This is a genomic window from Superficieibacter sp. HKU1 (genome assembly GCF_029319185.1).
Classification (GTDB): domain Bacteria; phylum Pseudomonadota; class Gammaproteobacteria; order Enterobacterales; family Enterobacteriaceae; genus Superficieibacter.
In genome coordinates this window covers 3,347,644-3,369,924 of record NZ_CP119754.1, presented here as the reverse complement: position 1 = coordinate 3,369,924, position 22,281 = coordinate 3,347,644, and the positions used below count along the sequence as shown (strand labels likewise).

The 22,281-nt window shown below is 55.2% G+C and carries 17 protein-coding genes; 10 read left to right on the top strand and 7 right to left on the bottom strand.

Translation table 11 applies throughout. The features are described from left to right. The first annotated feature begins 8 nt into the window (after nucleotides 1-8). Together pdxJ and acpS are read left to right on the top strand one after the other, a co-directional pair. On the top strand, nucleotides 9-740 hold the full coding sequence (gene pdxJ, locus P0H77_RS16000) for a pyridoxine 5'-phosphate synthase (RefSeq protein ID WP_276158105.1): 732 nt from the start codon (nucleotides 9-11) through the stop codon (nucleotides 738-740). After that, on the top strand, nucleotides 740-1,120 hold the full coding sequence (gene acpS, locus P0H77_RS15995) for a holo-ACP synthase (RefSeq protein ID WP_276158103.1): 381 nt from the start codon (nucleotides 740-742) through the stop codon (nucleotides 1,118-1,120). Before pdxJ ends, acpS begins: the two co-directional genes overlap by 1 nt. Here acpS and P0H77_RS15990 read toward each other — a convergent pair. Both P0H77_RS15990 and P0H77_RS15985 read right to left on the bottom strand, forming a co-directional pair. Then, the gene (locus P0H77_RS15990; RefSeq protein WP_276158101.1) at nucleotides 1,117-1,377 is read right to left on the bottom strand and encodes a YfhL family 4Fe-4S dicluster ferredoxin; all 261 of its coding nucleotides are present in this window, start codon (nucleotides 1,375-1,377) and stop codon (nucleotides 1,117-1,119) included. The genes acpS and P0H77_RS15990 overlap by 4 nt on opposite strands. A 56-nt stretch (nucleotides 1,378-1,433) precedes the next feature. Beyond that, nucleotides 1,434-2,282: a MurR/RpiR family transcriptional regulator gene (locus P0H77_RS15985; protein ID WP_276158099.1), complete on the bottom strand. Its 849-nt coding sequence runs from the start codon at nucleotides 2,280-2,282 to the stop codon at nucleotides 1,434-1,436. A 108-nt stretch (nucleotides 2,283-2,390) separates the two neighbouring features. On the opposite strand from P0H77_RS15985, the gene murQ reads away from it, so the two are divergent. From murQ to tadA, 3 genes are all read left to right on the top strand, one after another. Beyond that, a complete protein-coding gene (gene murQ, locus P0H77_RS15980; RefSeq protein WP_276158097.1) occupies nucleotides 2,391-3,287 on the top strand; it encodes an N-acetylmuramic acid 6-phosphate etherase in 897 nt (298 codons plus the stop codon). A 131-nt stretch (nucleotides 3,288-3,418) separates the two neighbouring features. Beyond that, the gene (gene yfhb, locus P0H77_RS15975; protein WP_276158095.1) at nucleotides 3,419-4,054 is read left to right on the top strand and encodes a phosphatidylglycerophosphatase C; all 636 of its coding nucleotides are present in this window, start codon (nucleotides 3,419-3,421) and stop codon (nucleotides 4,052-4,054) included. A 32-nt stretch (nucleotides 4,055-4,086) separates the two neighbouring features. Further along, nucleotides 4,087-4,623, top strand: a complete 537-nt coding sequence (tadA, locus tag P0H77_RS15970; RefSeq protein ID WP_276158093.1) for a tRNA adenosine(34) deaminase TadA — start codon at nucleotides 4,087-4,089, stop codon at nucleotides 4,621-4,623. Here the strand turns inward: tadA and mltF are convergent. After that, complete coding sequence (gene mltF, locus P0H77_RS15965; protein WP_276158091.1) at nucleotides 4,620-6,161, bottom strand: membrane-bound lytic murein transglycosylase MltF; 1,542 nt, start codon at nucleotides 6,159-6,161, stop codon at nucleotides 4,620-4,622. The genes tadA and mltF overlap by 4 nt on opposite strands. A gap of 256 nt (nucleotides 6,162-6,417) precedes the next feature. Between mltF and purL the strand changes: the two genes are divergently transcribed. The 5 genes from purL (at nucleotide 6,418) to glnB (ending at nucleotide 14,925) form a co-directional block, all read left to right on the top strand. Further along, nucleotides 6,418-10,305, top strand: a complete 3,888-nt coding sequence (gene purL, locus P0H77_RS15960; protein WP_276158089.1) for a phosphoribosylformylglycinamidine synthase — start codon at nucleotides 6,418-6,420, stop codon at nucleotides 10,303-10,305. 684 nt (nucleotides 10,306-10,989) lie between these two features. Continuing rightward, nucleotides 10,990-12,423, top strand: coding sequence for a two component system sensor histidine kinase QseE/GlrK (qseE, locus tag P0H77_RS15955; protein WP_276158087.1), 1,434 nt, complete (start codon nucleotides 10,990-10,992; stop codon nucleotides 12,421-12,423). Beyond that, nucleotides 12,420-13,178 (top strand): two-component system QseEF-associated lipoprotein QseG, encoded by a 759-nt coding sequence (qseG, locus tag P0H77_RS15950; RefSeq protein WP_276158086.1) that lies wholly within the window; start codon nucleotides 12,420-12,422, stop codon nucleotides 13,176-13,178. Before qseE ends, qseG begins: the two co-directional genes overlap by 4 nt. Then, nucleotides 13,168-14,502 (top strand): two-component system response regulator GlrR, encoded by a 1,335-nt coding sequence (gene glrR, locus P0H77_RS15945; RefSeq protein WP_346429452.1) that lies wholly within the window; start codon nucleotides 13,168-13,170, stop codon nucleotides 14,500-14,502. The genes qseG and glrR overlap by 11 nt, the downstream gene beginning before the upstream one ends. An 84-nt stretch (nucleotides 14,503-14,586) precedes the next feature. After that, on the top strand, nucleotides 14,587-14,925 hold the full coding sequence (gene glnB / locus P0H77_RS15940; protein WP_024549981.1) for a nitrogen regulatory protein P-II: 339 nt from the start codon (nucleotides 14,587-14,589) through the stop codon (nucleotides 14,923-14,925). Between the two features lie 163 nt (nucleotides 14,926-15,088). Here the strand turns inward: glnB and P0H77_RS15935 are convergent, their stop codons facing one another. The 4 genes from P0H77_RS15935 to cadC form a co-directional block, all read right to left on the bottom strand. After that, nucleotides 15,089-16,534: an oligopeptide:H+ symporter gene (locus P0H77_RS15935; RefSeq protein WP_276158073.1), complete on the bottom strand. Its 1,446-nt coding sequence runs from the start codon at nucleotides 16,532-16,534 to the stop codon at nucleotides 15,089-15,091. A gap of 176 nt (nucleotides 16,535-16,710) precedes the next feature. Then, complete coding sequence (gene cadA, locus P0H77_RS15930; protein WP_276165153.1) at nucleotides 16,711-18,855, bottom strand: lysine decarboxylase CadA; 2,145 nt, start codon at nucleotides 18,853-18,855, stop codon at nucleotides 16,711-16,713. Between the two features lie 87 nt (nucleotides 18,856-18,942). Further along, nucleotides 18,943-20,268: a cadaverine/lysine antiporter gene (cadB, locus tag P0H77_RS15925; protein ID WP_276158071.1), complete on the bottom strand. Its 1,326-nt coding sequence runs from the start codon at nucleotides 20,266-20,268 to the stop codon at nucleotides 18,943-18,945. Between the two features lie 351 nt (nucleotides 20,269-20,619). Continuing rightward, nucleotides 20,620-22,128, bottom strand: coding sequence for a lysine decarboxylation/transport transcriptional activator CadC (cadC, locus tag P0H77_RS15920; RefSeq protein WP_276158069.1), 1,509 nt, complete (start codon nucleotides 22,126-22,128; stop codon nucleotides 20,620-20,622). Nucleotides 22,129-22,281: the final 153 nt, after the last annotated feature.

The window sequence follows — 22,281 nt, the reverse complement described above, 5'->3', positions numbered from 1 at the left end:
GGATTGTCATGGCTGATTTACTGTTAGGCGTCAACATTGATCATATTGCCACGCTACGTAATGCGCGCGGTACGGCGTATCCGGATCCGGTACAGGCGGCGTTTATTGCCGAACAGGCGGGGGCGGACGGCATTACCGTTCATCTGCGTGAAGATCGCCGCCACATCACCGATCGCGACGTTAAGATCCTGCGTCAGACGCTCGACACCCGCATGAATCTGGAAATGGCCGTCACCGAAGAGATGCTGACCATTGCCTGCGAAACCAGACCCCATTTCTGCTGCCTGGTGCCGGAGAAGCGTCAGGAAGTGACCACCGAAGGCGGGCTGGACGTTGCCGGGCAACGCGACAAAATGCGCGATGCCTGCCAGCGCCTTGCCGCCGCGGGTATTCAGGTCTCCCTGTTTATTGATGCCGACAACGAGCAGATTAAAGCCGCGGCGGACGTTGGTGCGCCTTACATTGAAATTCATACCGGCTGCTATGCCGATGCGGAAAATGCTGCTGACCAGGCCCGTGAACTGGAGCGTATCGCCCGCGCGGCGACCTATGCCGCCAGTCTGGGCCTGAAGGTCAATGCCGGTCACGGGCTGACCTATCATAACGTGCAGGCCATCGCCGCACTGCCGGAAATGCATGAACTGAACATCGGGCACGCGATTATAGGCCGGGCAGTAATGAGCGGGCTGAAAGAGGCGGTGGCGGAAATGAAACGCCTGATGCAGGACGCGCGTCGTTAATGGCGATCCTCGGCTTAGGCACCGATATCGTGGAGATTGCCCGCATTGAGGCGGTGATCTCCCGCAGCGGCGATCGCCTGGCGCGACGGGTGCTCAGCGATAACGAGTGGGCCATCTGGGAAGCGCACCAGCAGCCGGTGCGCTTTCTCGCTAAGCGTTTCGCCGTCAAAGAGGCGGCGGCGAAAGCCTTCGGCACCGGCATTCGTAACGGTCTGGCGTTTAATCAGTTTGAAGTGTACAACGACGAGCTGGGAAAACCGCGCCTGCGATTGTGGGGAGAGGCGCTGCGTCTGGCAGAAACGATGGGCGTCACGTCAACGCATGTCACGCTGGCGGATGAGCGTCATTACGCCTGCGCCACGGTGATCATCGAACGCTAGATTTTATCCGCATGGTGCATCAGCACAAACTTGTCCCACAGCTGTTCTTCATTTTCGACGTGTGCCGGATCTTTCAGGATGGTATTAGGGATCGGGCACACTTTCTGGCAGGTCGGCGTCTCATAATGTCCCACGCATTCGGTACAGCGCTCGCTGTTAATCACGTAAATGCTGTCACCCATTGAAATGGCCTCGTTAGGACATTCAGGTTCGCACATATCGCAATTAATGCATTTTTTGGTAATTAACAGCGCCATCAGGAAATTCTCAGAAGCAACACAAACAGGGCGGGCATTATACGCCGATCTTTTGTTCAGACCAGTTTTTTCACCAGCGCCTCGCTCTGACGGATGCGATTCGGTGCGTGCTCCAGATCCTGCTGTACCAGCGCCATAAACAGCAGATCGGTGAGCAGCATCTGCGCGCTGGTGGATGAGATGGCCGCGCTGCGGGTGGCCTGTTCTTCCGCAATGGTATAAAGACTGTGTGACGCGCGTTGCTGGAGCGTATTGAGCGTAAAGCCGGTGATAGCAAACACTTTCGCGCCTAACCGGTGCGCTTCCTCAGCGGCCAGACAAATTTCCCGTCGTTCACCGGTATAGGAAATCGCCAGCAGCACATCGTCGGAGGACATCGCCTGTACCACCGCCAGCAGGGCGTGCATATCCAGTTCAATAAGCGCATTCAGGCCAATTTTCATCAGCTTCCAGCCAAAATTTCGCGCCACCAGACCGGAGGCACCGATGCCGGTCAGGATTATCCGTCGCGCGCCGCGCAGCATCTGCACGCTCTCCAGAAGTTTATCTTCGCTGTTGATATCCAGCGAGGCGTGCATCGCCGCAAGTTTCTCGGCAATCAATTTTTCACCCACCAGGCGCAGGGGATCGTCTGCACGAATATGATTATGCACCGGCACTGAAGCGGGAAGGGGCTGACTGACCAGCGCTTCGCTAATCGCCAGTTTGAGCGCCGGAAAACCTTTAAAGCCCAGTTTCTGGGCGAATTTCACCACGCTGGACTGGCTGACGCCCGCTTCCCGGGCAAGCTGCTGCGAGCTGAAATGCCGGGCTTCATCCGGATGCGAAAGTAAAAAATCCGCCAGCTTTTTATCGCTCTGCGCCAGCGACGGATAACGCTGACGAATACGGTTTAAGCAGTTCATAATTTCTCCAGCGATAAACAGATTTCTGACGAAAAAAAGCTCGCCTGACTGAATATTATATTCCAATATAGTCAGGTTATTATGAATTAAATATTCTGGAGGGACAAAATGAATCTTGGCTCGCTGATTTCTGAAACCCGTAACGCGCGGACCATGGCGCTGGACGGAGTATCAACGCGTGAAATGGTTAGTTTACTGAATCAGGAAGATGCGCAGGTCGCGCCAGCGGTGGCGGCCGTGCTGGATGAGGTGGCGAAAGCCGTCGATGCGGCAGCAACGGCACTACAGGCGGGGGGACGCATTATCTATATGGGCGCGGGTACCAGCGGTCGGCTGGGCGTTCTGGATGCCTCCGAGTGTCCTCCGACGTTTGGCGTGCCGCACGGTCTGGTGGTCGGGCTGATCGCGGGTGGACCCGGTGCGCTGTTAAAAGCGGTAGAAGGCGCGGAAGATAGCCTGCAACTCGGCGAAGACGATCTGAAAGCGCTTAATTTGCGCGCTGAGGATTTGGTCGTTGGCATTGCCGCTTCCGGGCGTACGCCATACGTGATTGGCGGTCTGCGCTATGCCAACGCCACTGGCTGCACGACCGTTGCTATCTCCTGCAATCCTGCCTCGCCGATTGCCGGTGAAGCTGCCATCGCGATTTCTCCGGTTGTTGGCCCGGAGGCGCTGACCGGCTCCACGCGACTGAAATCCGGAACAGCACAGAAAATGGTGCTGAATATGATCTCGACCGGTGCGATGGTGAAGTTTGGCAAGGTGTATCAGAACCTGATGGTGGATATGAAAGCTTCTAACATCAAGCTGGTTGATCGCGCCTGCCGAATGCTTATGGAAGCGACCGGCGTTGAACGCGCCCAGGCGGAACAGGTGTTACAACAGACAGATCACGAGGTAAAACCCGCCATCCTGATGGTGCTGACCGGCCTGGATGCCGCGAGTGCCCGCGCCCGGCTTGAGGAACATCGCGGCTTTTTACGTGCTGCACTGGAAGCCCGTTAACGGCTGATAGCAGGAACTTGTGACGCTCAGAACCGGAAAAATCAGGATCTATCTGTTAGGCTAATTAAAGTATTTACCGCCTGGCATAGTGTGGCCAGGCGATCGGAGCTTAATATCCTGAGGAGTAAGGTTTGGCAACTAACGAGCGTCGTGTCGTCTTTTTTGATCTTGATGGAACGCTGCATCAGCAGGATATGTTCGGCAGTTTCTTGCGTTACCTTCTGCGCCATCTACCTTTAAATGCGCTGCTTGTCCTGCCTTTACTTCCGGTCATCGGCGTCGCGCTGCTGGTTAAAGGCCGTGCCGCGCGCTGGCCGATGAGCTTATTATTGTGGGGCTGTACTTTCGGTCACAGCGAAGCGCGCTTAAAACGGCTGGAAAATCAGTTTGTCGCCTGGTTTCGCCAGCATGTAACGGCCTTTCCCGTGGTACATAACCGGTTAACCGAATACCTGACCAGTACTGATGCCGACGTCTGGTTAATCACCGGATCGCCGCAGCCGCTGGTGGAGCAGGTTTATAGTGATACGCCCTGGCTGCCGAGAGTCAATCTTATCGCCAGTCAGATCGCCCGGCGTAACGGCGGCTGGGTGCTGACCATGCGCTGCCTGGGCCATGAAAAGGTCGCGCAACTTGAGCGCCGCATCGGCACGCCGCTGCGTCTTTACAGCGGTTACAGCGACAGTAAACAGGATAACCCTTTGCTCTATTTCTGCCAGCATCGCTGGCGCGTCACGCCGCTCGGTACGCTCCAGCAACTCGAATGAGAAAGGTGTTTAAAAGATAACGGCTGTGTATAATGCGCCCCGCTTTTCTCTCTGGAGTGTCCGCTTTGTCCGACCACGAACTGAATCATGAACACTGGATGCGCCATGCGCTGACGCTGGCTCAACGGGCCTGGGACGAAGGCGAGGTGCCGGTCGGGGCGGTGCTGGTTCATAATAATCAGGTCATAGGCGAGGGCTGGAACCGGCCAATAGGCCGTCACGATCCGACGGCGCATGCGGAAATTATGGCCCTGCGCCAGGGCGGACTGGTGCTACAAAACTATCGCCTGATCGATACCACGCTGTATGTCACCCTGGAACCCTGCGTAATGTGCGCCGGGGCGATGGTCCATAGCCGCATCGGGCAGCTGGTGTTTGGCGCACGTGACGCCAAAACCGGGGCCGCCGGATCGTTAATGGATGTGCTGCATCATCCCGGCATGAATCACCGGGTTGAATTTACCGAGGGCGTGCTGCGGGAAGAATGCGCCGCGCTGCTCAGCGATTTTTTCCGTTATCGCCGCCAGGTCAAGAAAGCCCTCAAACAGGCAGAAAAGGGGCAGGGCTAGCGCCGCGCCCCTTCGCTCAGAATCGGTGCTTTCCAGGGGGGATCGTTACGTTTGTTGAGCATTGATAAGAACGGAACAGCGGGCGATGCTTCCTGCGCCAGCGTATCGGCAGGTACCACCGGATAAGCCTGCGAAAGCTGGAGCGCTTTTTCCGTTAACCGGTCTTTCTCCAGTAAATAGCCCACCAGACTGATTTGATACTTGCGGATGTTTTCCACAAACGCGTAGGCTTCATGTCCCCGCGCATACCCATAGGTCAGGCTGCTGTAAATGGGCTTCTGAGCGAGCAGCGGTAAACGCTGTTTGACCTCTGCCCAGCTATCGGGATTGCCATTTTGTCTTGCGGTTAATGCCCTGACGTCCAGCATATGCGCGTAGCCCATATTATACGCCGCCAGTGCAAACCAGATCCGTTCGCTTTCCGGTACCGTCTCCGGTACCTTACCGATCAGCTCCCGCAGATAGCGCATCCCGCCGCTGATGCTTTGCTCGGCGTCGGTGCGATCGCTTAAGCCCAGGCTTTGCGCCGTATTGCGGGTCAGCATCATCATGCCGCGTACTCCGGTCGGCGACGTCGCCAGCGGGTCCCAGTGCGATTCCTGATAAGAAATGGCGGCCAGTAAACGCCAGTCAATACTGTCAGCATACTTCTCAAACAGCGGCTGGAAATCCGGCAGGATGCTGTCAATCGCCCGCAGGAATGAGCGGGTATCGACATAGTCAAAATCCTGGCCGTGCCCGAGATACTTCTCTTCCAGACGCGCGATGGCTCCCTCGGTGCTGGTCTTACTGAAGAAAACGCGCATCGCATCAAACAGGGTTTTATCGTTATCCTGCACGCTAAACCAGGTGACGGGTTGTTCATCGGTCACGTCCAGCGCCACCGCCAGCTCCGGATGAACCCGCTGAAAGAGGCTGATGGCCCCGGAATCGGCAATGGTATAGTCAATCCGCCCCGCAACCACATCTTCCATCAGGATCTGGCTGCTGCGTTTATCGTCGACCGTCCAGTTAAGATCCGGGAACTTGCTGGCCTTCAGCTCACGCAGATCGTTGATGACCGCATGACCCGGGGCGATGGTAAGCTGGCTGGCATCAATGGCCGCCAGCGAACGTGGACGGGTATTTCCGACGCGGTAAACCAGCTGCTGTGAAACAGAAGAATAGGGTGGGCCCGGCTGATAATGTTTTGCCCGCTCGCTATTCCATACCAGACCGGCCGCCAGGATATCGGCTTTACCGTTATCGAGATCGTCAAACAGTTGACCGATCGTCGGTCTGATCGTCACCTTAAGACGCACGCCAAGCTCGTCGGCAAACTGCTGCGCCAGTTCGTAATCAAACCCTTCGACTTTACCGTTAATGTTGATGTAGGTCATCGGCGAGGTCAGGGTACTGATACGCAGTTCGCCGCGCGCCTTGATTGCCGCAATACGGTTTTCCGGTCGGTGATGCCAGATAAAGGCGGCTGACAGAGCAACGAACAGCAGCAGTGCAACAATGCCCACCAGCGGGTAATTAATCTTTAATTTTTTCAAATAGTTAATTCTCTTCGCCCTGTCTGGTCGTGCAATTTTGCGGCCCGCATAATGTGAGCGGATGTTTCAGAAAGAGCGGCATTTTGCTTAACATTACGCCGTCTGGCAACTTTTTCAGACCCTGTGCCACACTGAATGGTAAAAATGGGGCGGCATTTTATTTCGACGCAAACGGTTTCGTCACGGCTCACTATTCTTTATAATGACGCCCGTTTTCCCCCCTTGCGCACACTGAAAACTGAGAAGACGAGAGATTATGATGGAAATTCTGCGTGGTTCGCCTGCACTGTCGGCATTCCGAATGAATAAACTGCTGGCACGCTTTCAGGCGTTCAACCTGCCGGTAAGCACCCTTTACGCTGAGTACGTCCATTTTGCCGATCTTGACGCGCCGCTAACGGCGGAAGAGCACGCCCAACTTGAGCGTTTGTTAACCTACGGTCCGCACCTCAACAGCCATACCCCTTCAGGAAAACTGCTGCTGGTAACGCCACGTCCGGGCACCATCTCTCCCTGGTCTTCTAAAGCCACCGACATCGCTCACAACTGTGGTTTACAGCAGATTAATCGTCTTGAACGCGGCGTGGCATATTATGTCGAAGCGTCAACGCTGACGGCTGAACAGTGGCAGACGGTTGCCGCAGAACTTCACGACCGCATGATGGAGACCGTGTTTACCTCGCAGGAACAAGCGGAACAGCTGTTTGCTCATCACCAGCCGGCACCGGTGACCAGCGTCGATGTGCTGGGGGAAGGGCGTCAGGCACTGGCCGATGCTAACCTGCGCCTCGGGCTGGCGCTGGCGGATGATGAAATTGATTATCTGCACTCTGCCTTCACTAAACTGGGCCGCAATCCCAACGATATCGAACTGTATATGTTTGCGCAGGCCAACTCTGAGCACTGCCGCCACAAGATTTTTAACGCCGACTGGGTTATCGACGGCGAACAGCAGCCGAAATCGCTGTTTAAGATGATTAAAAATACCTTTGAGAAAACCCCGGACTTCGTGCTGTCGGCTTATAAAGACAATGCCGCGGTCATGGAAGGTTCGGCGGTGGGCCGCTATTTTGCGGACCATGACACCGGGCGCTATGACTTCCACCAGGAAGATGCGCATATTCTGATGAAGGTCGAAACCCATAACCACCCTACGGCGATCTCTCCGTGGCCTGGCGCGGCAACCGGCTCAGGCGGTGAAATCCGTGACGAGGGAGCCACCGGGCGCGGGGCGAAGCCGAAAGCCGGGCTGGTGGGCTTCTCGGTTTCTAACCTGCGTATTCCCGGTTTCGAACAGCCGTGGGAAGAGGATTTTGGCAAGCCGGAACGTATTGTCACCGCGCTGGATATCATGACCGACGGCCCGCTGGGCGGCGCGGCATTTAACAACGAATTTGGCCGTCCGGCGCTGAACGGCTACTTCCGTACTTACGAAGAGAAGGTCAACAGCCACAACGGGGAAGAACTGCGCGGTTACCATAAGCCGATCATGCTGGCCGGTGGGATCGGCAACATCCGTGCCGATCACGTGCAAAAAGGTGAGATCGTGGTCGGGGCGAAGCTGATCGTCCTTGGCGGTCCGGCGATGAATATCGGCCTGGGCGGCGGGGCTGCATCATCCATGGCCTCCGGTCAGTCTGATGCGGATCTTGATTTTGCCTCCGTACAGCGTGATAACCCGGAAATGGAGCGTCGCTGTCAGGAAGTGATCGACCGCTGCTGGCAGCTGGGCGACGCCAACCCAATCCTCTTCATTCACGACGTGGGCGCGGGCGGCTTGTCTAACGCCATGCCTGAACTGGTCAGCGACGGCGGACGCGGCGGAAAATTTGAGCTGCGCGATGTGCTCAGCGATGAACCGGGCATGAGCCCGCTGGAAATCTGGTGTAACGAATCGCAGGAACGCTATGTACTGGCAGTGGCGGCTGACCAGCTTTCACTGTTTGACGAACTGTGCCAGCGCGAACGTGCGCCGTATGCGGTGATCGGTGAAGCAACAGAAGAGCTGCATCTGACGATGAATGACCGTCACTTCGACAATCAGCCTGTCGATCTGCCGCTGGATGTACTGCTGGGTAAAACGCCGAAAATGACCCGCGACGTTCAGACGCGTAAAGCGGCGGGCGATACTTTTGATCGCCAGAACATTACCGTCGCGGAGGCGGTGAATCGTGTCCTGCACCTGCCGACGGTGGCGGAGAAAACCTTCCTGGTGACGATCGGCGACCGTACCGTAACCGGGATGGTGGCGCGCGATCAGATGGTCGGCCCCTGGCAGATACCGGTCGCTAACTGCGCGGTCACCACCGCCAGCCTCGACAGCTATTATGGGGAAGCCATGTCGCTGGGCGAACGTGCGCCGGTAGCGCTGCTGGACTTCGCCGCCTCTGCGCGTCTGGCGGTCGGCGAAGCGCTGACCAACATTGCCGCCACCCAAATCGGTGATATTAAACGCATTAAGCTCTCCGCCAACTGGATGGCCGCTGCCGGACATCCGGGTGAAGATGCCGGCCTGTATGAAGCAGTGAAAGCGGTGGGCGAAGAACTGTGTCCGGCGTTAGGACTGACCATCCCGGTGGGTAAAGACTCCATGTCGATGAAAACCCGCTGGCAGGAAGGCAGCGAGCAGCGCGAAATGACCTCGCCGCTGTCGCTGGTAATCACCGCGTTTGCCCGCGTGGAAGATGTGCGCCAGACCATTACGCCGCAGCTTTCGGTGGAAGATAACGCGCTGCTGCTGATCGACCTGGGGCAGGGCAAAAATGCGCTGGGTGCCACGGCGCTGGCGCAGGTTTACCGCCAGTTAGGCAATACGCCAGCAGACGTGCGCAGCGTTGAACAGCTTAAAGGGTTCTACGATGCGATTCAGGCGCTGGTGGCGGCGCGTCAGTTACTGGCTTACCACGACCGTTCCGACGGCGGACTGCTGGTCACGCTGGCAGAAATGGCTTTTGCCGGTCACTGTGGCGTTGAGGCTGATATTGCCAGCCTCGGTGACGATCGTCTGGCGGCGCTGTTCAATGAAGAACTGGGCGCGGTCATTCAGGTACGTGCGGCAGAGCGCGAGGCGGTGGAAGGCGTGCTTAACGCGCACGGTCTTGGCGATTGCGTTCACTACCTGGGGCAGGCGGTGGCGGGCGATCGCTTTGTCATCACCGCGGGTGAGCAGGTGGTATTTAGCGAAAGTCGTACCACCCTGCGTCTGTGGTGGGCAGAAACCACCTGGCAAATGCAGCGCCTGCGCGACAACCCGGAGTGTGCAGATCAGGAACACGAGGCTAAACGCCACGACAACGATCCGGGTCTCAATGTTACGCTCTCATTTGATCTCAATGAGGATATTGCCGCGCCTTACATCGCCACCGGAGCTCGTCCGAAAGTTGCCGTCCTGCGCGAGCAGGGCGTCAACTCGCATGTTGAAATGGCCGCGGCATTCCACCGCGCCGGTTTTGATGCGATTGACGTACATATGAGCGATCTGCTGGCAGGGCGTACCGGGCTGGAGAGTTTCCAGGCGCTGGTGGCCTGCGGCGGCTTTTCTTATGGTGATGTGCTGGGCGCGGGTGAGGGATGGGCCAAATCCATTCTCTTTAATAACCGCGTGCGCGATGAGTTCGAGACGTTCTTCCACCGTCCGCAAACGCTGGCACTTGGGGTCTGCAACGGTTGTCAGATGATGTCGAACCTGCGTGAGCTGATCCCCGGCAGCGAACAGTGGCCGCGCTTTGTGCGTAACCACTCCGATCGCTTCGAGGCCCGGTTTAGTCTGGTGGAAGTGACGCAAAGCCCGTCGCTGCTGTTGCAGGGCATGGTGGGATCGCAGATGCCGATTGCCGTGTCGCACGGGGAAGGGCGTGTGGAAGTGCGCGATGCGGCGCATCTGGCGACGCTTGAAAGTAAAGGGCTGGTGGCGCTGCGCTACGTGGATAACTTCGGTAAGGTGACTGAAACCTATCCGGCGAACCCGAACGGCTCACCAAACGGCATCACCGCCGTGACCAGCGAAAGCGGCCGCGTCACCGTCATGATGCCGCACCCGGAGCGCGTTTTCCGCACCGTCAGCAACTCCTGGCATCCGGAAAACTGGGGTGAAGACAGCCCGTGGATGCGTATTTTCCGCAACGCGCGTAAGCAGCTGGGTTAAAACAGCAGGCGGCTTCGCAGCGGATGCTTCAGCGTTTTTTTGTCGGGTGGCGGCTTCGCCTTACCCGGCCTACAAATTCCTGAATAGCAATACGTTATTTGTAACCCCAGCGACCTGTAGGCCCGGTAAGCGCAGCGCCACCGGGCATCATTCCACGGTATAACGTTTTTCATCAATATGCGGCCTGATGTGAGTTTGATCGGCAAAAGGTGTCTGCAAAACCCGACATTGTGCTTAAGGCGTGTCGCTTAATTGCGACACGTAAGCTATTGATTTTACAATGATAACAAAATGCTAACTTTAGGTGTTGTTTTTTGGCGACACTTTGGCTGAAAAAGCACCTGCGGTGATGACAGATTATTAAGCGATAAACTCTTTATAAAACATAGTAATAACAAATCATTTTCAAACCTGGCACGCATGCTGCATAATACTAAGCAGTGGCTCATTCACCTTCTTATGTCAGCCCCTTCGGGACGCGCTACATAAACCTCGAATGACGCACAACAAGGTGCCTGCCGTCCAGCTTCTGATAACAGCCTTGCGCTTTATCAACCATCGGGCGAAACGTCGAGTTAGGCACCGCCTAATTTAATAATAAAGCCGGGTTAATACCCGGCTTTATTGTATCTGTCTTCCGCCTCAGTTAGCATCGCCCTATTCGGGTCTGATGAGAGTAACACCTTGAAGCGCTGGTCCATTTTCCCCCGTTCGCTACGACAACTGGTTATGCTGGCGTTTTTGCTGATCCTGCTGCCACTCCTGGTGCTGGCGTGGCAGGCATGGCAAAGCCTGAACGCGCTCAGCGCACAGGCTGCGCAGACCAACCGCACGACCCTGATTGACGCGCGTCGCAGCGAAGCGATGACCAATGCGGCGCTGGAAATGGAGCGCAGCTATCGTCAGTACTGCGTGCTTGACGATCCTACCCTGGCACGGGTGTATCAGGGGCAGCGTAAGCGCTACATCGACATGCTGGATGCGCACGCGGGTGTGCTGCCGGATGACAAGCTCTATCAGGTTCTGCGTCAGGATCTCAATGCGCTGGCCCAGTTACAGTGTCTTAATAATGGTCCCACCACCCAATCCGCCCGCCAGTTAGAAGCTTTCGCCAGCGCCAATACCGATATGGTGCAGGCCACGCGTGCCGTCGTTTTTTCCCGTGGTCAGCAGCTCCAGCAGGAAATCGCCGAACGCGGGCAGTTTTTTGGCTGGCAGGCGCTGCTCCTCTTTCTGGTTAGCTTGCTGATGGTGCTGTTATTTACCCGGATGATTATTGGACCGGTAAAAGGCATTGAGCGTATGATCAACCGTCTGGGAGAAGGGCGCTCGCTGGGTAATACCGTGGTGTTTCGCGGGCCGCGCGAATTGCGCTCTGTCGGACAACGGATCATCTGGCTAAGCGAGCGCCTGTCATGGCTTGAAGCACAGCGTCACCAGTTTTTACGTCATCTCTCCCATGAATTAAAAACGCCGCTGGCCAGCATGCGTGAAGGCACCGAACTGTTAGCCGATCAGGTGGTTGGGCCGCTTACCGCGGAGCAGGCTGAGGTGGTGAATATCCTGGATGATAGTAGCCGTAATCTGCAAAAGTTAATTGAGCAATTGCTTGATTACAATCGTAAACTGGCGGACAGCGCCATCGAACTTGAGCATGTCGATCTCGCTCCGCTGGTCGACATGGTAATGTCGGCGCACAGTCTGCCGGCGCGGGCAAAAATGATGCAAACCAGCGTCACGCTTGATGAACCCGCCTGCCTGGCAGAGCCGATGCTATTGATGAGCGTTCTGGATAATCTTTATTCGAATGCGGTGCACTATGGCAATGAATCCGGTAACATTTACATTCGCAGTCAGCGCTATGATAACCGGGTGCGCATTGAAGTGAGCAATACCGGCACGCCGATCCCGGATGCTGAAAAACCGATGATTTTCGAGCCGTTTTATCAGGGCAGCCATCAGCGTAAAGGTGCGGTCAAAGGCAGCGGTCTGGGCCTGAGTATCGCCCGCGACTGTATTCGCAGAATGCATGGCGAGCTGCATCTGGTTGATGAAAGTACGGGCAACGTCTGTTTTCGTATCGAACTTCCCGTGTCGGGGCCGGACAACCTACAATGAATATAAATCTGGTGAATATGTCACACATTCTGGCACGTCTTTATCATGCAGCCATCTCTCGCCGTTTTTTGACGCTCCCCTTTTCCTGCCTGCTGCTGGCCGGTTGCTCCTCGCATTTACCGCATCGCGCGCTGGATAAAGCCGGGACCAAAATTCCCCAGAGCCAGGTTGCTGATTTTCTCTCCACCGACTGCGCAAATATCTGGACGGCGGGCAATGCCGAAAGTGATAAAAACCCGCTTTACTGGCTGCGCGGCATTGACTGCGCGGAACGCCTTTCTCCCCAGCAGGCGAGATCCGGGGCACGAACCTATTCAGATGACACCTGGCAGGATGCATTCCGGCGCGGGATCATGCTGGCCAATGCCAAAATTACCCCGGTTGAGCGGCGGGACAGCGTGACCCGGCTCGACGCCTTAAGCCCGCAAATTCCGGCGCAGGTGCGCCCGATGTATCAGCTCTGGCGCGACGGCCAGGCGTTACAATTGCAGCTTTCGGAGGAGCGATATCGCTATAGTAAACTGCAACAGTCCACCGACGGGGAGCTGGATACCCTGCGCCAGCAGCAGCAGTTCTTACAAAGCCAGCTCGATGCCACGACCCGTAAACTGGAGAGCCTGACCGATATCGAACGTCAGCTTTCCTCCCGTAAACCTGCGGGCAATTTCAATTCAGACGCCAGCCATGCAGGCGATAAACCCGCCGTGCCTAAAGAGAATCAGCCTGCCGACGAGGATAGCCATGATAAGCCGTAAGCCTGCACACCTTTTACTGGTGGACGACGATCCCGGACTCCTCAAGCTGCTGGGCATGCGACTCACCAGCGAAGGATTCAGCGTGGTGACGGCGGAAAGCGGCCAGGAAGGCTTACGCGTACTCACCAGGGAAAAAGTCGATTTAGTGATCAGCGACCTGCGGATGGATGAGATGGACGGCATGCAGCTCTTCGCCGGCATTCAGAAGCTCCAGCCAGGCATGCCGGTGATTATTCTCACCGCCCACGGATCGATTCCGGATGCGGTCGCCGCGACCCGACAGGGCGTTTTTAGTTTCCTGACCAAGCCGGTAGATAAAGACGCCCTCTATAAAGCGATTAACGACGCGCTGGAACACTCGGCACCCGCCAACGATGAGCGGTGGCGGGAATCCATTGTCACCCGTAGTCCGGTGATGCTGCGCTTGCTTGAGCAGGCGCGAATGGTTGCCCAGTCGGACGTCAGCGTATTAATTAACGGCCAGAGCGGCACCGGGAAAGAGGTGTTTGCCCAGGCGATTCATAACGCCAGCCCGCGCAGTGGGCAGCCTTTTATCGCCATTAACTGCGGTGCGCTACCGGAACAATTGCTGGAATCCGAGCTTTTCGGCCATGCGCGCGGGGCGTTTACCGGAGCGGTCAGTAACCGTGAGGGGCTGTTTCAGGCGGCAGAAGGCGGCACACTGTTCCTTGATGAAATTGGCGATATGCCGATCCCATTACAGGTCAAACTGCTGCGCGTGCTTCAGGAGCGCAAGGTTCGTCCGCTGGGCAGCAATCGCGATCTCGACATTGACGTACGCATTATCTCTGCCACCCATCGCGACCTGCCAAAAGCGATGGCGCGCGGTGAATTTCGCGAAGATCTCTTTTATCGCCTGAACGTGGTGAATCTTAAGATCCCAACGCTTGCCGACCGCACCGAAGACATCCCGCTGCTGGCGAATCATCTGCTGCGGCTTTCAGCCGATCGGCATAAACCTTTCGTGCGCGCGTTTTCTACCGATGCCATGAAGCGGCTTATGACCGCCAGCTGGCCGGGCAACGTACGCCAGTTGGTCAATGTGATTGAGCAGTGCGTGGCGCTCACGTCATCGCCGGTAATTAGCGATGCGCTGGTGGAGCAGGCGCTGGAGGGCGAAAACACGGCGCTGCCTACCTTTGCCGATGCGCGTAACCAGTTCGAACTCAACTACCTGCGCAAGCTGCTGCAAATCACCAAAGGTAACGTGACGCATGCGGCGCGGATGGCGGGGCGTAACCGCACCGAGTTTTATAAACTGCTCTCGCGTCATGAACTGGATGCCAACGACTTTAAAGAGTAATTTGTCGCGCCTTTCAGGACTGAGATATGATACGGTGAGCAACCGTTTACGCGAATAAACCAGACAACGTTTCCAGGGAACACCATGAAAAAGATCGATGCGATAATCAAACCTTTCAAACTGGATGATGTGCGTGAAGCGCTGGCCGAAGTCGGCATCACCGGAATGACAGTAACGGAAGTCAAAGGTTTTGGCCGGCAAAAAGGCCACACCGAACTGTATCGTGGCGCGGAATATATGGTGGATTTTCTGCCGAAAGTGAAAATTGAAATTGTGGTGACCGACGATATCGTCGAGACCTGTGTGGACACCATTATCCGCACCGCGCAGACCGGAAAAATCGGCGACGGTAAAATCTTTGTCTTTGACGTGGCGCGCGTGGTGCGTATCCGTACCGGCGAAGAAGACGACGCAGCGATCTGACAGGCCGGCGAGAGTAAGCGTTAATCAACTCACTCTCGCATCGGAACACTATGCCGGGTGGCGGCTGCGCCTTACCCGGCCTACAAAATTTGCTATATCAATGGGTTGCACGTAACCCGTAGGCCCGGTAAGCGCAGCGCCACCGGGCAGAATCACGCCATAGCTACTGGCAACGGACCCGCACCGCACGGCCCCCCAGCCAGCGGATGCCAACGATCGTAATCATCAACCCCACGCAAACCAGCGTCCATTCTCCCATCTGGCTGAAAAAGCGTCCGTATGCCGCCACTGCGACATCGCTGATCTGCGATTCGGTGGTTTGTTGGGCGACGATCCCGGCCAGCCAGTTGGCGACTGCGCCGGTGGCCAGCATATAAACCCCGGTCAGCACCCCTGTCACGCCGGGCAGATTAAGCCGGGTGATCTGCGCCATCGCCACCGGATCGATAAACAGCTCGGCAAATCCCATCAGCGCCAGCCCGGCAATCATCAACCCCATTGATGCCTGTCCGTGCAGTTGAGCGCTATGGGCATTCAGGGCCAGCAACAGGAAACCCGCACTCATCAACAACAACCCGACCGCAAATTTCAGCCATACGCGCAGCGCCGGGGTCTGAGGGCTGACCAGCCATGCCAGGACCACGCCTGCGACCATCACCGCCACCGCATTCACCGACTGAAACAGCGCCGTTGGCACCTCAACGTTCAGCCAGTGACGATTCACAAAGCGATCGATAAACAAACTAATCGAGCTGCCGCCCTGCTGGGCGAGCACCCAGAACAGGGTTCCGGTCAACATCAGCAGAACGATTTGCCATAGCGCACGGCGGTGCTGAGGAAACCTGAACATAATGCGCGCTACAATACCGGCGGCGATGACGCAGACCAGCATCAGCAAATAGCCAGCCGCATCGTATTTCAGCAGCAGGGTAAAGAATAACGGCGCGATGCACAGCGCCAGCAGCAGCCAGCTCCAGACCGGCAGGGAGAATTTAACCGTTCGCAGCGCTGGTCGATTAACACTTTGCGTATGATGAAAATGGCGATGACCGCTAATAAAGACCATCAGGCCAATGAACATGCCAATGCCTGCCAGCGCAAAGCCGGTGTGCCAGCCGTACCACTGCGCTGCCAGCCCGCAGGCGATGGGTGCCGCGATGGAGCCGACATTCCCGGCCGCGTAAAGCAGGGAAAATCCGCCGTCGCGTCGGGGATCGTCCGAAGCATAAAGCTCGCCCAGCAGGCAGCTGATATTGGATTTAAACAGGCCGTAGCCGCAGATAATAATCGCCAGTGCGAGGTACAAACTCTGCGCGGAATTGGATCCCAGCCCCAGCACGATATGGCCGAGCGTCATCAGCAATGCGCCAGCGATGACCGCCGTGCGATTACCGAGCAGGCGGTCGGCAAGCCAGCCGCCGAGAACAGGAGTGACATAAACCAGAGAAGCGTAAGCGCTGAAGAGATTGATGGCGTGGCTATCATTAAAGCCAAGCTGATGAGTGAGATAAAGGATAAGCAGGGCACGCATGCCGTAAAAGCTGAAATATTCCCAAATTTGAATCGCCACGATGTAATAAATCGCGCGCGGTTGTGAGGGTGTTTTCATGTCGAGTCCTTGTACTTTGAAAAAACGAGGCGGTTAATGACAAACCGTCCGTGGAACACGGAGCGACCAGCGGGCTGGGCCTCCCTCCGGAAACCTAATCCCGGCGTTTCCCCTGACAACCCACTTTGTCAGCGGTCTGAAGGGAAGCGGCAGGCCGCTTCTCTTCAGGGTTTAACTTACTTGTTATTCTCTTTCAGCACCTTAACGGTATAACGACCGTCCGCCTGACGATAGGCACCGTGAATATCGGTTTCGAAGCCCGGATAATGCGCGCCGATTTCGCAGAGCATTTGCAGGAACTCCAGTACCGGACGGCTGGCGTCGGTGATCATCTCACCCGGCATCACCAGCGGCACACCCGGAGGGTAGGGGAGGATCATGTTGGCGTTAACGCGACCCACCATCTCTTCGAGATACACCTCTTCGGTTTCACCGTGCAGCTCTTTCTGGAACGCGGTATACGGCGTCATTTCCATCGACGGCAGCACTTCAAACGCGCGGAACATCAGGTCCGGCAGATCATGGTGCGCAATCAGTTTATGAATATTCTGCGCCAGGTCCTGAATACGCATATTTTCATAAAACTCCGGCGCTTCCTGATACAGCGAAGGCAGGATATTTTTCACCCGCAGGTTCAGGTCGAACGCGCGTTTAAATTCGGTCAGCGCGCGCAGCAGGCTCAGCGCTTTGGTTTTATCGATACCGATGCTGAACAGGAACAGCAGGTTGTACGGCCCGGTTTTTTCCACGATGATGCCGCGTTCGTCGAGGTATTTGGCGACCAGACTTGCCGGAATACCAAAATCATCCATGGTGCCGTCTTTCTTCATACCTGGCATCAGAATGGTGACTTTGATCGGGTCAAGGTACATATGTTCGTTATCGATATTTTTGAAGCCGTGCCATGCGCTGTCGGAGCGCAGCGGCCAGCATTCCGGGCCATCGATATGTTCTGGCTGCCAGACATCAAAGAACCAGCCGTCGGATTCACCTTTCAGGCGTTTGATCTCTTTACGGAACTTAATCGCACGCTCAATAGAACCATTGATCAGACGCTTACCGGCATTCCCCTTCATCATTGCCGCTGCGGTCTCGGTAGAGGCCACGATGCCGTAATGCGGAGAGGTGGTGGTATGCATCATAAAGGCTTCGTTGAAGGTCTCTTCGTTAACGTCACCTTTCACGTGGATCATGGATGCCTGAGAGAACGCCGCCAGCAGTTTGTGCGTGGACTGGGTTTCATAGATAACCTTGCCTTCAACGCGACCGCCGCTCATCCCGCACTTACCGGCATAGATCGGGGAGAAGTTGGTATACGGTACCCAGGCGGAATCAAAATGGATGGATTTCACATCCAGCGTTTTCTTGATGTAGTCGGTGTTATACAGCAGGCCGTCATAGGTCGAGTTGGTGATCACCGCATGCACCGGCCAGGTGGCGTTTGGCGTCTCTTTTACGCGTTTTTCAATGGTGGCGCGCTGGAATTCACTCTGCGGAATACCGCCGAGAATGCCGTAGGCGTTACGCGTCGGACGGAAGTAAATCGGCGTAATGTCGCTCATCATCATCAGGTGCGTCAGCGATTTGTGGCAGTTACGGTCAATCAGCACGGTGCTGCCCGCAGGTGCCGAGTACATGCCGACGATTTTGTTGGCGGTCGATGTACCGTTAGTTACCATGTAGCTACGCTCGGCGTTAAACACGCGGGCGATATACTCTTCGGCTTCTTTATGCGGACCGGTATGATCCAGCAGAGAGCCCAGCTCGGAGACAGAAATCGACACGTCTGATTTCATGGTGTTTGGACCAAAGAAATCGTAAAAGATGCTGCCGACCGGGCTTTTCTGGAACGCGGTACCGCCCATGTGGCCCGGCGTACAGAAGGTGTATTTGCCTTCGCGAACATATTTGAACAGCGCTTTGGTCAGCGGCGGCAGAATGGTGTCAATGTATTCATCGGTATTCTGACGAATTTTGGCCGCGATATCGGCAGCGGCGCCGAGGGCATATTCGAAGAAACGAACCTGCATGCGCAGATCGTTCAGGCTAACATCCAGCGTTGAATAGCTGTTAGCGAAAGCATAAACCGGCATGTACTCGTTCAGCGCGCTGATTTCCTCGCACAGTTCGAGATTGTATTTATCCCAGTCGAAAATCACACCGCAAAGGCGGGCATTATTTTCAATCAGTTTCAGTAAATCTTCGCGGTCGTTCGGATAAACGATGCGGAAGTTCAACCCTTCCAGCGCGCGGTGCAGTTCACGAATAGGCTCTTCTTTGAAATAGACACCCATGTGATTCATGATGGCAATAACGTTCATAGACATAGTCTTATTCCAGATAAAGGAGGCCCTTCCCGCGACGATGTGGCAGGTGAAGAGAAGAGCCTTGAAATTAGGGAGTAGTGATTAAAGTGCTTCGACAGTACCGTCTTCCGTGTTCTGGCGCTGGTGCATTTTGCGACCGTAGAACATCAGAATGATCAGGCTGACGATAAAGGTGCCGGACAGTTCGAAGGAGCTGGCACCCATCAGCGCGATGAAGCAGAACGCGCAGCCGAGAACCGAACAGACCAGGCTTACCGCATTGCGAACGTTGATGCCTTCAAAGCGGATCAGATCAACGCAGGAGTAAAAGTAAGGCAGCATGGTCAACAGCACTGCAATACCGGTCAGTTCACCGAACAGGTCGGAGGCTTTACCACCGCTGGAGTTCATGATGGTGATGATGATCATCAGACCGGTCATTTTCAGAGCGGCCAGCAGCAGGCCTTTCTTCGGAATACCGTTTTTATCCAGTTCGCCGTACACTTTCGGGAAGTTACCATCGTTAGCGGCGCGTACACCTGCCTGACCGACCAGCATCATCCAGGAACCCAGCGAGGTCAGGCATGCAAAGGCGGTGAACGCAGAAACCAGCGGCGCAGCCCAGCTACCCAGAATAGTAGAGGCGCTAAGCGCGAACGGCGCACCTGAAGCAGCCATCTGCGATGCCGGATACATACCGGTCATGACCTGAGTCGCAGCCACATACACAATACCAGCCAGTGCGGTTCCCAGAATGGTCGCCAGCGGTACAGTGCGTTTCGGGTTTTTCACCATCCCGGTACTGACGGCGGCGGATTCGACCCCGACAAACGCCCACAGGCACAGCAGGATACTTTTAATCACGGCATGCGGATCGGTAGTGGTAGAGGTGTTCCAGTTTGCGTGATAGGTAGCGATATCGAACCAGTGCCAGCCTACCACCGCGGTCAGCACGACCGGGATCAGCACGAGGAACAGGCCAATGGTGGTCAACCGACTTACCCAGGTTCCGCCCAGCATATTGATAAAGGTAAAGAACCAGACGATAGCAATACAGGCGATCCCGGCTGGAATCGGATTATTTAAAATCGGGAAGTAGGTGGAAAGGTAGGAAACGGCGGTAATGCCGATGGCCAGGTTACCAATCCAGTTCGCGTGGTAATAAAGGACGCCAGTCTGAAAACCGAATGCCGGAGATAATTCACCAGCGTACGCAATCGGACCACCCTGCTGCGGGTTTTTGGTTGCCAGTCGGGCATAGACATAAGCCAGAGACATAGCGCCGATAATAGATATTACCCAACCCCAAATAGCAATGCCTCCGATGCTGGCGAGGTTCGCGGGTAATAAGGCAATCCCACTCCCCATCATATTACCGGCAACCACACCGGTACAGGCAAATAGCCCGATTTTTTTGGCAGAACTCATGTTTATATCTCCTCAGCGGTATTTTGAGAACCGGATCGGTGAATCATAAATAATCATTGACCCGTCCAACTGCCGATAAGATTACTGAGCAGGCTAAGTAAAGTCCTAAAGTAAAAGTGAAATAAACACAAACATCGTAAAAGTGATAACTTGAGCTTTTACAGGTAACATAAAAAAGATAAACAAATCTGTCAGGAAAAGATAAACATGCTTTATTTACATGGAGTTGTAAGAGATTTTACCGGCGGGTTTTGTGTTATTAAACTTAACATTTAATATTTTTAATAACATTTTTATTACGTTTTGCTGGCATCAATTAAACTATTTCTTTCACTGATGCCAGCCTTCGCATTATTCTTTAGCAAGAAAAACCTTAAGGTAAGGTACAACTTTGTCTATGGATGTCTGAAATATGCCATTTTCAATCCAGTACAAGGTGTTTTCGCCGGGACGCAAATTAAATGCGGTGAGATAGGCATCTGCCGCCAGCCGGTTTTCACCTTTCATCTCGTATACTTTCCCCAGCAGCACATAGTTCAGCCATGACATCTCCAGAGCAATGCTTTTATTGATGGCATTGTAGGCATCATCGACATTGCCTTTGCCCAATAAATAAATCGTCTGCACTTTATAGAATAAGGATGTTTGCTGAATACCGGGAATTTGCTCTAACTTTTTCAGTTCTGCCTCTAATGCTGCTGCTTGCTGAGCATCGAATGTCTGTTGAGATTGACGCAGGACATCCACCAGCACTTTTCCTTCCCAGGCATAGGTAAATTCAGGCGATTGTTTAGTGAGTGTATCCAGCAGCGCGCTGGCTTTATTCAGCGATTGCACATCGCCGCTAAAGGCCAGCTGACGCGCTTCGTATAAGCGCGATAATGAGGTGGGCTGTGGAACGCGGAACTGGGCAAGCTGTGCCTGCATGCTTTCGGGCCAGGGCTGCGTCAGCACGACTGACAGACTGTTAAACAGATCGTCCTGGATGGCGATCTGATTAGTGTCGGTAATAAAATAACGCTTATCCAGCATGGTCGAGCCGTCAGCATTATCCAGCAGAAGTACCGACATAAAACACTGCTGGGCGCGATAATGGCGCTGATTAACAAAGCGGATCGTCAGCGTTTTCCCGGAACTGCTGGGTTCATTGACGCTGTAATTGGTTTTGTCATGCACCATATAGGTAGAGAACGTATTCAGCGACGTGGTGATAAGCCCACCGAGTCCAATAGCATAAGACTTCTGCGAAACCCAGTTATTACAGGAGTTGCCGCCGTCAAAGCGCACATCGATATCGCGGGGATTCAGCAGCAGCCGCGATTTTGTCACTGCCGGAGAGTGGTGAATGACCGACATCAAAATCAGCGCTATCAGCGCAATCAACGAGAGCAGGAACAAAAGCCAGGTGCCAATGCGGGATTTTCCCGTTTTCACCGCGGGAAGGGGCGCGGTTGGTGAGGGCGCAGGCGCGGCAGGCATTTCGGCAGGTGCGGCGGAGGCCGGGACCGGCGGAAGTGCGCTCGCGATGTCCGTCTCGTCCGGCCAGACCACCGATGCGGTGAGTTTATAACCCCGTTTGGGAACGGTAACGATATATTCGGGACTGTGTTCATCGCCGTCTCGCAGCGATTTACGCAGCTCGGAAATGCTCTGAGTGACAACGTGGTTGGTGACAATCGTCCGCATCCATACGTTATCAATAATATTATCGCGGCTGAGGACTTCATCCGGGTGCTGTGCGAAGTACATGAGAAGGTCGATCAAGCGTGGTTCAAGGGTAATTTGACGTCCCTGACGACTGATTTGATTAACCGAAGGCGTGACCAGCCATTCCCCGACGCGGACAACAGATTGCTGCATAAAGTCGCTCTAAAGAATCAATAGAAACGTTAATAATAACACGCTTTGCCGCCCCATATTTCTGCCAGACGGCAACCTTAAGCGCAAAATGATCGTCGCAGAGTCATAGAGAGGCGGATATCACCACAAGAGCGATATCCGCAGGTCTGGCAA

Bases quoted from the DNA above. Each gene is read 5' to 3' on its own strand.
- murQ (WP_276158097.1), top strand. From the start codon at position 2,391: ATGAATCTTGGCTCGCTGATTTCTGAAACCCGTAACGCGCGGACCATG.
- P0H77_RS15985 (WP_276158099.1), bottom strand. From the start codon at position 2,282: ATGAACTGCTTAAACCGTATTCGTCAGCGTTATCCGTCGCTGGCGCAG.
- cadB (WP_276158071.1), bottom strand. From the start codon at position 20,268: ATGAGTTCTGCCAAAAAAATCGGGCTATTTGCCTGTACCGGTGTGGTT.
- cadC (WP_276158069.1), bottom strand. From the start codon at position 22,128: ATGCAGCAATCTGTTGTCCGCGTCGGGGAATGGCTGGTCACGCCTTCG.
- qseG (WP_276158086.1), top strand. From the start codon at position 12,420: ATGAATATAAATCTGGTGAATATGTCACACATTCTGGCACGTCTTTAT.
- pdxJ (WP_276158105.1), top strand. From the start codon at position 9: ATGGCTGATTTACTGTTAGGCGTCAACATTGATCATATTGCCACGCTA.
- tadA (WP_276158093.1), top strand. From the start codon at position 4,087: ATGCGCCCCGCTTTTCTCTCTGGAGTGTCCGCTTTGTCCGACCACGAA.
- acpS (WP_276158103.1), top strand. From the start codon at position 740: ATGGCGATCCTCGGCTTAGGCACCGATATCGTGGAGATTGCCCGCATT.
- glnB (WP_024549981.1), top strand. From the start codon at position 14,587: ATGAAAAAGATCGATGCGATAATCAAACCTTTCAAACTGGATGATGTG.
- cadA (WP_276165153.1), bottom strand. From the start codon at position 18,855: ATGAACGTTATTGCCATCATGAATCACATGGGTGTCTATTTCAAAGAA.
- P0H77_RS15935 (WP_276158073.1), bottom strand. From the start codon at position 16,534: ATGAAAACACCCTCACAACCGCGCGCGATTTATTACATCGTGGCGATT.
- purL (WP_276158089.1), top strand. From the start codon at position 6,418: ATGATGGAAATTCTGCGTGGTTCGCCTGCACTGTCGGCATTCCGAATG.
- P0H77_RS15990 (WP_276158101.1), bottom strand. From the start codon at position 1,377: ATGGCGCTGTTAATTACCAAAAAATGCATTAATTGCGATATGTGCGAA.